We start from the raw sequence: 11,556 nt of genomic DNA, 5'->3' as shown, positions 1-11,556 counted from the left end.
GCGTCACTCTAATTTGTCCGGCCCGGGATGTGCGCCTCGTGCGCGGTCGCCGCGGTGGTGTACTGAGTGCGTCGGCCGTTAGGTTTCACAGGAAACTCGCAGGTACTGCCCAGGTGCGCTCGAGGTGAGCGAAAGAATATGTCAGACGTGACACATGCGAATCCCGAGGCGAAAGTGCTCGTCATCGATGACGAGCCGATGATCGTCGAGCTGTTGTCGGTGAGCCTTCGATTTCAGGGCTTCGAGGTGGCAACCGCGGCGAACGGTGCCGAAGGCTTGGACAAGGCGCGCAGCTTCCGGCCCGACGCGCTGATCATCGACGTGATGATGCCCGGCATGGACGGTTTCGGCCTGCTCCGGCGGCTGCGGGCAGACGGCGTCGACGCGCCGGTGCTGTTTCTGACCGCGCGCGACGAGGTCGAGGACAAGATCACCGGGCTCACCCTCGGCGCGGACGACTATGTGACGAAGCCGTTCAGCCTGGAGGAGGTCGTCGCCCGGCTGCGCGTCATTCTCCGGCGCGCGGGGCGCAACTCCGAAGAGGTCAAGTCGCCGCGGATGGTGTTCGCCGATATCGAACTCGACGATGACACGCATGAGGTCTGGAAGGCAGGCGAGCCCGTGGCGTTGTCGCCCACCGAGTTCACCCTGTTGCGCTATTTCATCGTCAATGCCGGAACGGTGCTCAGCAAGCCGCGGATTCTCGACCATGTGTGGCGCTACGACTTCGGCGGTGAAGTGGGAGTCGTGGAGTCCTACGTCTCGTACCTGCGCAGGAAGGTCGACACGGGGGACACCAGACTCATTCACACGCTGCGTGGTGTCGGGTACGTGATGCGCGAGCCGCGGTGAGAAAGCTGGCGGGTGTTCCGCTGCGGTTCACACTGGTGGCCGCGCTCGTCATCATGGCGGCACTGGGGCTCGTTGCGTCCGGCATCGCGGTGACGTCGGCGATCGAGAAGTCACTGCTCGACCGCACCGACCAGCAGCTGCGCGAAGCGGCGAACGGCTGGGCGAAACCGCGCCCGCTTCGCTTCGAGCCGCCGGACCGGCCGAGTCCAGGACGCCCACCGAGTCAGTTCTACGTCAGGGTGCAAGCGGTGACCGGGCAGATGCTGCTGGTGATCAACGATGGGTCTGCTGAACCCGCGCTGCCGTCCGATCCGAGTTCACGTCCGACAACGGTGGGATCGGTCGGCGATTCGGACGTCGAATGGCGTTCGCTGACAACGACGACACCCGAGGGCACCACGACCGTCGCAATCAAGTTGACCGAGAACCAGGAGACGGTCGACCGGCTGATCGTGCTGCAGACGGGCATCGGTATCGCCGTGCTGATCGCGCTGGGCTTTGCCGCGTACTTCGTCATTCGGCGGAGCTTGCGTCCGCTCGTCGAAGTCGAGGGAACGGCGGCGGCGATCGCGAACGGGGACCTGCATAGGCGGGTGCCGGTCCGGGGAAACAACACCGAAGTGGACCGGCTGTCGATTGCGCTCAACGGCATGCTCGCCCAGATTCAGAATGCGTTCGCCTCGACCGAAGCGTCCGAGGAAGCTGCCCGCCGGTCGGAGCGCAAGATGCGCCGGTTCGTCGCCGACGCGAGCCATGAGCTGCGCACGCCGCTGACGACCATCCGGGGATTCGCGGAACTGTTCCGGCAGGGTGCGGCGACGGACACGACGATGGTGATGGACAGGATCGAAAGCGAAGCGGCCCGGATGGGCGGGCTGGTCGAAGATCTCCTCACGCTCGCACGGATGGATGCGCAGCGTCCGCTCGACAAGAAGCCGGTCGATTTGCTGGGCCTGGCCAGCGACGCCGTGCACGACGCCCGCGCGGTCGCCCCCAAGCGCACGATCGATCTTGAAGTGATCGACGGGCCGGGAACTCCCGAAGTGCTCGGGGACGAAGCGCGCCTGCGGCAGGTGCTGTCCAACCTCGTCGGCAATGCGCTGACCCATACGCCACCGGACGCGCTCATCGGGGTCCGCGTCACGACGTCCGACAAGGACGCGATTCTGCAAGTCACCGACACCGGACCGGGTTTGCCGCCCGACGACGTCGACAAGGTTTTCGAGCGGTTCTTCCGGACAGACGCGTCCCGCACTCGCGAAAGCGGCGGGGCTGGGTTGGGGCTGTCGATCGTGTCCGCTCTGGTGACAGCGCACGGTGGTGTCGTGACTGTCGAGAGCGAACCTGGCCGAGGCGCAACGTTCACCGTGGCGTTACCGCGCCTCGTCCAGATCGATCAGTCGGGAACGGTTGCGCCGTAACCCAACTCGCGCAGCGCTTCCTTCAGTGAGCTCGCCGCCTCGTCCATGGACTCACTCGAAGGGTTGGTATCTGCGCCCGAGATGTCGAAGTTCCCCATGTCGTACGCGGGAAAGACGTGCAGGTGCAGATGCGGCACCTCGAGCCCCGCGATCAGCAATCCCGCTCGCGGGGCGTCGAATGCTTTACGGACGCCTTGCCCGATCACCTGTGCAACTGTCGTGAGCTTCGCGAATACTTCCGGCGGCACGTCCTGCCACTGGTCGATCTCCTTGCGCGGCACAACGAGTGTGTGCCCGGGAGTGACCGGTGCGATGGTGAGGAACGCGACCACGTCGTCGTCCTCCCAAACGAATCGACCAGGAATGTCGCCGGCAATGATCGCGCTGAAAACGGAGGCCATGCGTCGACAATATGCCGTTGCTCAAAAGCCCATGTGGTCGTCCCTGCCGAGCAGTTCCAGCGAGCGGAAGCTGCCCGTGTAGAAGACGAGCGGATTCCCGTCGTCGTACCAGAGCTGGTCGACGCGTCCCACGTGCAGCGTGTGATCGCCTGCGGGATGACTGTCGACGACGGTGCACGCGAGATGCACCAGCGCGCCCTCCAGCAGCGGCACGCCTTTGCGCCAGACGAACCTCACAAGGTCGGGCTGGTTCGCCGCGCCTGCGAAGTGCAGTGACAACGGCTCCTGGTCACACGCCAGAATGGAGACGCCGTAGCGCCCGCACTCCTTGATGCGGCTGTCCATCTTGGCGCGTGTCGACGTCGACACGAGCACGAGCGGTGGATCGAGCGACACCGACGTGAACGCGTTCGCGGTCATTCCGTGCACCGAGTCGTTGTCCTCACACTCCGCAGTCGTCACGATTGTGACCCCACTGACGAACCGGCCCAGTGCTTTTCGCATGTGCAGTGCGGTGACCATGACGGCGGCCTAGCGCCGGACGATCGTGAGATCGTCGTTCGAGATCAGGTCCGGTCGGGTCCAGCCGTCGACGTTGTACTCCGACATGCACTGCTCGGCGAAGCCCTTGAGCGCCGTGTCCTGGCCGCTGGCCTGGTATGCGAGCAACGTCTGGAAGCGGACCGCCTCGTGGTCGCCACCGTAGTTGCGCTCGTACAACTCGTGCCTGCCGCCGAACTCTGTGCCGACCGCATCCCAAAGCAGCTTGAGCAGTTGGACGCGATCGATCGCGGGGATGCCGTTGGAGCCGCGGACGTACTGATCCAGGTAGGGCCGGATGTCGGGGTTGTGCCAGTCGCTCGCATGCGAATTCAGATAGATCAGCCCGCTGCCGAGCGTTTGCTGGATGATTTCCTTGATTCGCGGGTAGCCGACGCCCATGAAGGTGCGATAGGCAAGGCCGTAGTTGGTGTTCGGCTGGACCGCACCGCCCACCCACGGTTCGGGCGACTTTGCCATTGCGTCGGAGAGGCCCCAGAAGACGTCACGCCAGTTGAGGATCTCGCCGACCTGCATCTGGACCCCGCGGAAACCGGCGGTCCCGGTTGCCTCGACAGCCTTCATCACGCAGCCTGCGATGAAGTCGAGTTTGACGGCGAGACGGGCGCACCCGTGGAACATGAAGCGCGGCAGGAAGCCTGACCTCATCACGAATCCGTTCGTGGTGTCGGCGTCGTAGGCGAAGACGTTCTCCCACGGCACGAGCACTCGGTCGAAGATCATGATTGCGTCGTTCTCGTCGAACCGACTGGAGAGGGGGTAGTCGAAAGGCGTGCCCATCACGGCGGCGTTCATCTCGTAGGACGTGCGGCACAACAACTTCAGGCCCTTGGAGTCCATCGGTACGGTGAAGATCAGGCCGTATTCCTTCTTACGCAACGGTAATCCGTAGTGCGCGATGAAATTCGCGTTGGTGATTGCCGAACCGGTCGCCACCACTTTCGCACCCGAAACGATAAGTCCAGCATCCGTTTCGTCGACGACGTGCACGCAGATATCCGCGGTTTCGTCGGCAGGCTTGTCCCTGTCGATCGGCGGGTTGACGATGGCGTGGTTCAGGTACAGGACGCGCTCCTGTGCTTCCTTGTACCAGCGGAGGGCGTTGTCCTTGTATGGGCCGTAGAAGTCGGCACTGGCACCGAGTGTGCCGAGGAACGACGCCTTGTAGTCGGGTGAGCGACCCAGCCAGCCGTAGACCTCGCGCTGCCAGGTCACGATCGCATCGCGTGCCAGAACGAGATCTTCGGCGCTGTGGGCCGTCTTGAAGAACGGGTGGGTGAATCCGCCGTTGCCGGTATCCGTCGGCACGGCGAGAACACCGCGTGCCTCCGGCTTGTGCATGGCGTCGTACATCCGCGCGACAGATCGCGCGGAGTTCCGGAATGCCGGGTGCGTCGTGACGTCGTCTACTCGTTCGCCGCGGATATAGATCTCGCGGCCGTCGCGAAGGGATTCGAGGTATTCGTCGCCGGTCATGGGGCGGACAGCATTTCGGGTGTCGGCGATTGTCGCGGTCATGTTATGCACTCCTGGAATCGAAGGACGGAACAGTGATTGCCTGTGAACTGCAACACTATTCGTGAGCGTGCTGGGTAGACATGACTGCGGGCGAACGAAACGATGACTGGCGACGAACGAAAATTATTGTGATACAGGGCGTTTGCCTCAAACGAAGAAAGCTCCCACGGCGGACCTTCCGATCCGCCGTGGGAGCTGACGAGCTGCGTGCTTCAGGCAGGAGCCCCGGCAAGTTCCTCCGCGGCAACTACTTCCGGCGCGGGCGCGCCCGGTCCGAAATGGGCGAACTGCTCGATGTGCTGGTCGAGCTGCAGCGGGCTCGGTGTGCCGTATGTGAAGTACGTTTCCCACGGCAGTTTTGCGCCGCCGATCGCGAGGCCCGTGTCGATATCCGACATCTGCCACGTCTTGGTTTCGCTGTCGGGATCGAGGTGCAAATACCCTGCCTCACCGAACAATTCGATGCGATTGCCCCCGGGCTCGAAGACGTACAGGAACTGACCCTGGGTGATGCCGTGCTTGTCCGGACCGGCCTCGATACGAATGTCGTACTCGCGGAACATCTCTACCGCGTCGGCGAGGTGCTGGCCGGTGCCGTAGTAGAACGCGACGTGGTGCATCTTGCCGCGGCCGCCTGTCATGTCGCGCATGCACGCGACCTCGTGGCCGAGGATGTTGGAGCTCATCCAGGCCCCGATCTCGACCTCGCCATCGACGACGCGTTCGGTGGTGTGGAAGCCGAGGTGCCGCTCGAAGGAGGTCTTGACGGCGGTTACGTCGGACGCCATGAGGTTCAGGTGATCGATGCGCTTGACCGGAATGCCTTGCAGCGGCTTGCGTGACGGTCGGCTCAAGATTTTGCTCTGAAGATCGGCAGGTGCAACGTATTTCTCTGCTTCCCAGAGCAATTGAAGGTTGTGGCCGTCCGGCGACTGGAAGCCGAACGTCTTGCCGAAGCCGAATTCGTCCTCACTCCACCGGCCCGCGACGTTGCCCTGGGTGAGCGACTTTGCCCGGCGCTCCAGCGCGTCGGCCGAACTTGCGCGCAGCGCCGCATGGCCCATGCCTGACTGGCGGGACTCGGTGATCTTCAGGCTCCACTGGTAGGGGTCCTCGTACCCGCGCAGGTACACCGATTGACCTTCGCGCCGGGTCACGTACATACCGAGAAACTTCGTGAAGAAGTCTTCGGTTTCTTGTGGCTTCGGGCTGAACAGTTCCACGCGCGCCAGGTGCGCGATCTCGTGGCGGGGGCTGAACTCGGTCATTCGATTCTCCGATCTCCGGCTGTGGTCGATGTCACGAGCGTGGACCAGTTCTGCCGACGTCAGAGTGGGTGTTCGTAATAGCCGAACACCGCGCCAGGTATGGGCCGCTCTGTCCGGCACCGCTGGACGCCGGCCACCTACCAGCTGATCTTCCTTAGCGTCGACGACATCACCAGCGAGTCAGGGAAGGCCCTCGAGATGAGTCGATTGACAGCCGCGATCGTCGGATCCGGAAACATCGGAACGGATCTGATGTACAAACTCCTCCGGTCCCAGCACGTCGAACCGGTGTACATGGTCGGTATCGACCCAGCGAGCGAAGGTCTCGAGCGTGCGCGACAGGCGGGTATCGAAGCGTCGTCGGGCGGCGTCGAATGGCTCCTCGCACAGGCTGACAAGCCGGACTTCGTGTTCGAGGCGACGTCGGCGAAGGTGCATGCGGCCGCAGCTCCGCTGTATGCGGAGGCGGGGATCACGGCAATAGATCTGACGCCTGCTTCCGTTGGCCCGTACGTGGTGCCCGCGGTGAACCTGACCGAGCACCTGGACGCGCCGAACGTGAACATGGTGAGTTGCGCGGGGCAGGCGACGATTCCGATTCTGTACGCCATCAACACGGTTGCTGACGTCTCGTATGGCGAGATCGTCGCTGCGATCGCGTCCAAGAGTGCCGGCCCGGGCACCCGTCAGAACCTCAGCGAGTTCAGCGAAAAGACCGGCCGGGCGCTGGCTGCTGTCGCGGGCGCCGACCGGGCGAAGGCGATCTCGGTGATCAATCCTGCCGAGCCGCCGATGAACATGCGCGACACCGTGTATGCGAAGGTCCGCAATCCTGACCGCAACACGATCGAGCGCGCGGTCGTCGACATGGTGGCGAAGGTCCAGCAGTACGTGCCGGGCTACGCGCTGCGACTCGTCGACGTCGAAGGCGATCTCGTCACTGTGATGCTGGAAGTCGTCGGTGCAGGCGACTTCCTACCAACGTACGCAGGCAATCTCGACATCATCACTGCGGCCGCAGTGCAAGTTGCGGATGTCATGGCACAGCAGAACCTTGTTCAGGGAGTAGCCAAATGAGTAAGCAGGTCACACTCGTCGACACCACGCTGCGCGACGGAATGTCCAGCGTTTCACATCAGTTCACGCCACAGAACGTCGCGGACATCGCTCGCGGTCTCGATCGGGCAGGCATTTCGACAATCGAGGTGGCGCACGGTATCGGCCTGGGTGCGTCTTCGCTTCAATACGGTTTCGCGGCTGCCACCGACCCCGAATATGTCCGTGCCGCAGTCGATGCCGTGGCGAACGCAGATATCGCCGTCCTGTACGTCCCGGGCATTGCAACATTGGCCGAGTTGCAGGGCGCAATCGATGCGGGTATCAAAACGGTCCGGGTAGCAGTGCACTGCACCGAAGCCGACTGCGGCCAGCAGCCGATAGAGTGGGCAAAGTCCAAGGGCCTCAACGTCATGACGTTCCTGATGATGAGCCACAAGCTGGAGCCGGCGCCGCTGGCAGAGCAGGCGCGCAAGCTCGATTCGTACGGCGCCGACGTCGTATACGTCGTCGATTCGGCGGGGGCGATGGTGCCCGACCACGCGGGTGCGCGGGTTGCCGCACTACGCGATGCGATCTCTGCGGACATCGGCTTTCACGCGCACAACAACCTGGGCGTCGGAATCGCCAACGCCTTGACCGCGGCCGAGAACGGTGCGACGTTCATCGATGGGTCCTTGCGCGGGCTCGGCGCGAGTGCAGGCAACGCCCAGACCGAGGTGCTGGCCGCAGCGTTCGAACGTGCGGGCTGGGACACGGGCGTCGACCTCTTCCCGCTCATCGATACGGCCGAACATATTGTGGCGCCGCTGATGAAAGAACCGCAGATCGTCGACGAGACCGCACTGGTTCTCGGCTACGCGGGTGTGTACTCGACATTCTTCCATCCCACTAAACGTGCCTCGAAGAAGTTCGGCGTGCCGACGCGCGACATCCTGCTCGAACTCGGGCGGCGCGGCGTTATCGGCGGCCAGGAAGACATGATCATCGACGTCGCTTCCGAATTGGCGGGTCGGTCGTACGAAGTTCCCGTCGGCGTCTGAAGGAGACAGCTGTGACCGAGGTACTGCATCTGATCGGTGGAGAATGGCGTCCTGCGTTCGATGGCGCAACGTTCGAAACCCGCGATCCACATGATAATTCGCTGCTGGCTACCGTGGCGCGGGGCACAGCCGAGGATGGCGTAGCGGCAATCAGTGCTGCTCGCCACGCTTTTGACGAAGGTCCGTGGCCGCGGCTGTCTCCCAAGGAGCGCGCGAAGATTCTCCACGCAGTAGCGGACAAGGTGGACGAGCATCGCGAGGAGCTTGCGTTGCTCGAAACACGTGACGGCGGAAAGGGAATCAACCAATCTCTGCACGCGGAGATTCCACGGGTCGCGCACAACCTGCGCTTCTTCGCCGACTACGTCTCCATGGCCGCGAACGAGGCTTACCCAGACGGCGACCTGCTGTCCTACGTGCTGTACCCACCGGCGGGCGTTGTCTCGGCGATCAGTCCGTGGAACGCGCCGTTGATGCTCGCAACGTGGAAGATCGCGCCCGCGTTGGCATTCGGCAACACTGCGATCTTGAAACCGGCGCCGCAGACGCCGCTGACCGCACACCGGTTCGCGGAACTGGCTCTGGAGGCCGGACTGCCCGAGGGCGTGTTGAACGTTGTGCACGGGTTCGGCGGCGAGGCTGTTGCCGGCCCGCTGACCTCCGATCCGCGGGTGGACCGGATCACCTTCACGGGGTCGAGTGCGACCGGTGTTCGCATTCTTCAGTCGGCCGCCGTCAACCACACGCCTGTTTCCGCGGAGATGGGTGGCAAGTCTGCCAACATCGTCTTCGCCGACGCCGATCTCGATGTGGCGGTACCGATGTCGATCCGCGCGATCTTTGCAGGCAACGGTCAAGTGTGCCTCGCGGGATCGCGTCTGCTGGTGCAGAACTCGATCATGGACGAGTTCCTGGAGCGATTCGTTGCCGAAGCCGAGAAACTCGCTGTCGGCGATCCGAAGGATGCGTCGAACTTCCTCGGACCACTGATCGAACAGCGGCACCTGGAGAAGGTGCACAGCTATGTCGAGCTCGCGCAGGAGGAGGGTGGCAAGGTCGTCACCGGCGGCGAGCGATTGACGGATGCTGCTCGCGCACAGGGCTTCTACTATCCGCCGACGATCATCACGGGATTGACGAACTCGGCACGGGCAGCGCGCGAGGAAATCTTCGGACCTGTGGAGACCGTGCTCGGCTTCGACACCGAGGAGGAAGCGCTCCGGATCGCGAACGACTCTCCGTACGGTCTGGCGGGAATGTTGTTCACCGAGAACCTGAATCGAGCACATCGGATGGCGGCGCGGTGGCGTGCGGGCACAGTGTGGATCAACACGTTCTTCGAGCGTGATCTGCGTCTGCCGTTCGGTGGCGAAGGGTCCAGCGGGCTCGGTCGCGAGGGCGGTCAGTACTCGCGGGACTTCTTCACCGAACCGCGGGCTGTCACGATCAGGTTGCGGGGATGAGTACACCTGAGCTGTGCGTCGTCGTAGGTGCCACCGGAGCGATGGGCAGCGAGATCACGTTGCGCCTGGCTCGACGTGGGTTACGGGTGCTGGCGGTAGCGCGTAGCGCTGACGAGTTGGAGAAGCTGGCGGTATGTGACTCGCGGGTGGTGCCCTGTGTGGCCGACATCGCGGACGACGCAGCTATCGATGCGATTGCTGCACAACTGGATTCGCCGGTTCGCATGGTGGTCTTCGCAGCAGGTCTGCCGGTGCGCGGGTCCGCAGACTCCATCGCGCCGGGCGACTTTGCGATTGGGGTGAACATCAAGGTCGGGGGACTGGTTCGGCTGCTGCACGCGGTACGGGACCGTCTCGTGCCCGGCTCGAGGTTCGTCACGATTGCCGGGTCGTTGGGCCTCGAACCCGGACCTCTGGACGCCGCACCGGGCACAGTCAACGCGGCGGTGTTCAACCTGATGCGGCAGTTGAGCGCACTGTACGGACCGAGCGGCGTGACAACCCATACCATCGCACCAGGACCCGTGGACACGCCGCGGCTGCGTGCTTTCGTCGAGGCAGAGGCGGCGGAGACCGGTCGGGAGCCATCGGAGATCTGGGAACGGTACCGGGCGAAGACGACGCTCGGACGGCTGCCGACCTTAGCCGAAATTGGTTGGGTAGTAGAGCTTTTGCTGGCTCCAGAGGCGGACGTGCTGCACGGCTCTGTGTTGAATGTCGACGCTGGAACTCGGCACGGAATCCAGTAGGGGAGTCTCTGATGCCCATAGCGCATTTTCATCTAGTCGACGGTGCCTACTCTGCGGACCAGACGCGCCGCCTGCTGGTCGAGGCGAGTACGTGTTACTCGGAAGTGCTCGATTCGCCGATCGAGCGGGTCCGGGCGTTCGTGGTCAGGTACTCAGCCTCGGATGTTGCGGTATCTGGTTTGTTTGCACCGTATTTCACGGCCATTGTGTTGGCAGGCAGACCTGTTGCACAGCGCCAAGAATTGGCGGCGCGGTTCACGGATCTGGTGGTGGACATCCTGGGTGCGCCTCGCTCAGCGGTCCGGGGGCAGATTATCGAAGTCGACCCGGTCAATTGGTTCATTGCCGGTGAGGCGGCAGCGGGTGTGCGTGCAGGGGAGATTGCTTCGCGGGTGAGTGGTTAGCGAGCCTTCTTCAGCCCGTCCTTGTGCATCCAAATCTGTTTACTTCACATATCTTTCAGCAGAATCGTCCCTGTCCATGGTTGCGGGATTCGTGTCTTGAGTAAAGGTTCTGGCAGGTTTTGCTGGGTGGTTCGGTCGTGGAGGGCTAGGTGGGGCCTGACGGTGTTGTAGATCTGCCGGCACCAGGCGACCTCGACCGTGAGTGCGTCACCGTCGGGGACGCCGGCCCGATAAAGTTGTTCGTATTTGAGGGTGCCGAAGAATCGCTCGACCAGTCCGTTGGTTTGCGGGTCGGCGCTCGCGAACGCGGTGGCGTAGACGGTGCCGCGGAAGCTGGGGCCGTGTCGGATACGACCGCGATCGGGACAGGGACGCCGCCGCGCGGGCAGTCGGCGTCGAGGAACTTGGCGTTCCAGTGACCTCGGTGACCTGGGTAACGTCGCGCGATTTCCGTGCCAGTGAGGATTGCCGGCACCGCCCGGACTCGACATTCGGCGGGGGACCCGTTTTTGACGAGACCGCATGATCACCATCCAAATCCGTTTACTTCGCACACCTTTCAGCCAGTTGTAACCCTATCTATGGCAACAACATTCGGGTAGACTCGATAACATGTTCGAGCAACTGTTGCAGGCACTCACCAGTGCCGGACTCCCCGACCCCGGCGTGGCACCCACTGCCGACTCGGTCACCGCCTCGGGGGTGTTGCACCGGTTCGAGGCTGCGGTCTGTGCCCGCAAGCATGCGTATGCGGCGGTGGTGTTGCAACGCTGCCTCGACGAGACACCTGAGTATCGGGGTGATTTGGGTGAGGTGTCGG

At 63.3% G+C, this 11,556-nt stretch carries 13 protein-coding genes; 8 read left to right on the top strand and 5 right to left on the bottom strand.

All coding sequences use genetic code 11. The features are described from left to right. Window positions 1–138: 138 nt before the first annotated feature. Both JGU72_RS14245 and JGU72_RS14240 read left to right on the top strand, forming a co-directional pair. Window positions 139–852: a response regulator transcription factor gene (locus JGU72_RS14245; protein ID WP_199684650.1), complete on the top strand. Its 714-nt coding sequence runs from the start codon at window positions 139–141 to the stop codon at window positions 850–852. 53 nt (window positions 853–905) lie between these two features. Next, on the top strand, window positions 906–2,273 hold the full coding sequence (locus JGU72_RS14240; protein WP_199685303.1) for a sensor histidine kinase: 1,368 nt from the start codon (window positions 906–908) through the stop codon (window positions 2,271–2,273). Here the strand turns inward: JGU72_RS14240 and JGU72_RS14235 are convergent. The 4 genes from JGU72_RS14235 to JGU72_RS14220 all read right to left on the bottom strand — a co-directional run bounded on the left by JGU72_RS14235 (window position 2,249) and on the right by JGU72_RS14220 (window position 6,021). Next, window positions 2,249–2,674, bottom strand: coding sequence for an HIT family protein (locus JGU72_RS14235; RefSeq protein WP_199684649.1), 426 nt, complete (start codon window positions 2,672–2,674; stop codon window positions 2,249–2,251). The genes JGU72_RS14240 and JGU72_RS14235 overlap by 25 nt on opposite strands. Window positions 2,675–2,695: 21 nt before the next feature. Beyond that, window positions 2,696–3,196, bottom strand: a complete 501-nt coding sequence (gene nphA / locus JGU72_RS14230; RefSeq protein ID WP_199684648.1) for an NADH-dependent flavin reductase — start codon at window positions 3,194–3,196, stop codon at window positions 2,696–2,698. 9 nt (window positions 3,197–3,205) lie between these two features. Next, window positions 3,206–4,753 (bottom strand): 4-hydroxyphenylacetate 3-hydroxylase family protein, encoded by a 1,548-nt coding sequence (locus JGU72_RS14225; protein WP_199684647.1) that lies wholly within the window; start codon window positions 4,751–4,753, stop codon window positions 3,206–3,208. Window positions 4,754–4,965: 212 nt separating this feature from the next. Next, window positions 4,966–6,021, bottom strand: a complete 1,056-nt coding sequence (locus JGU72_RS14220) for a VOC family protein (protein WP_199684646.1) — start codon at window positions 6,019–6,021, stop codon at window positions 4,966–4,968. 198 nt (window positions 6,022–6,219) lie between these two features. Here JGU72_RS14220 and JGU72_RS14215 point away from each other — a divergent pair, with 198 nt between their 5' ends. The 5 genes from JGU72_RS14215 to JGU72_RS14195 are packed head-to-tail and all read left to right on the top strand — an operon-like array spanning window position 6,220 to window position 10,736. Further along, window positions 6,220–7,098 (top strand): acetaldehyde dehydrogenase (acetylating), encoded by an 879-nt coding sequence (locus JGU72_RS14215; RefSeq protein ID WP_199684645.1) that lies wholly within the window; start codon window positions 6,220–6,222, stop codon window positions 7,096–7,098. Continuing rightward, complete coding sequence (gene dmpG, locus JGU72_RS14210; protein WP_199684644.1) at window positions 7,095–8,120, top strand: 4-hydroxy-2-oxovalerate aldolase; 1,026 nt, start codon at window positions 7,095–7,097, stop codon at window positions 8,118–8,120. Before JGU72_RS14215 ends, dmpG begins: the two co-directional genes overlap by 4 nt. An 11-nt stretch (window positions 8,121–8,131) precedes the next feature. Further along, entirely contained in the window at window positions 8,132–9,583 is a 1,452-nt protein-coding gene (locus JGU72_RS14205) for an aldehyde dehydrogenase (protein ID WP_307828445.1), read from the top strand. After that, window positions 9,580–10,332: an SDR family NAD(P)-dependent oxidoreductase gene (locus JGU72_RS14200; protein WP_199684643.1), complete on the top strand. Its 753-nt coding sequence runs from the start codon at window positions 9,580–9,582 to the stop codon at window positions 10,330–10,332. The genes JGU72_RS14205 and JGU72_RS14200 overlap by 4 nt, the downstream gene beginning before the upstream one ends. Before the next feature lie 11 nt (window positions 10,333–10,343). Beyond that, window positions 10,344–10,736 (top strand): tautomerase family protein, encoded by a 393-nt coding sequence (locus tag JGU72_RS14195; RefSeq protein ID WP_199684642.1) that lies wholly within the window; start codon window positions 10,344–10,346, stop codon window positions 10,734–10,736. 44 nt (window positions 10,737–10,780) lie between these two features. On the opposite strand, the gene JGU72_RS31425 is transcribed toward JGU72_RS14195, so the two are convergent. After that, window positions 10,781–11,227 carry an integrase core domain-containing protein gene (locus tag JGU72_RS31425; protein WP_374101124.1) on the bottom strand — a complete coding sequence of 149 codons (447 nt, stop codon included), beginning with the start codon at window positions 11,225–11,227 and terminating at the stop codon, window positions 10,781–10,783. A 121-nt stretch (window positions 11,228–11,348) separates the two neighbouring features. Between JGU72_RS31425 and JGU72_RS14185 the strand changes: the two genes are divergently transcribed. Continuing rightward, a partial coding sequence (locus JGU72_RS14185) for a hypothetical protein (protein ID WP_199684640.1) occupies window positions 11,349–11,556 on the top strand: 208 nt, incomplete at its 3' end.

It is taken from the genome of Antrihabitans auranticaus, assembly GCF_016481275.1.
In the GTDB taxonomy this organism is placed as follows: Bacteria; Actinomycetota; Actinomycetes; order Mycobacteriales; family Mycobacteriaceae; genus Antrihabitans.
The sequence above is the reverse complement of the archived record's forward strand: the minus strand, read 5'-3'. Positions and strand labels throughout refer to the sequence as shown.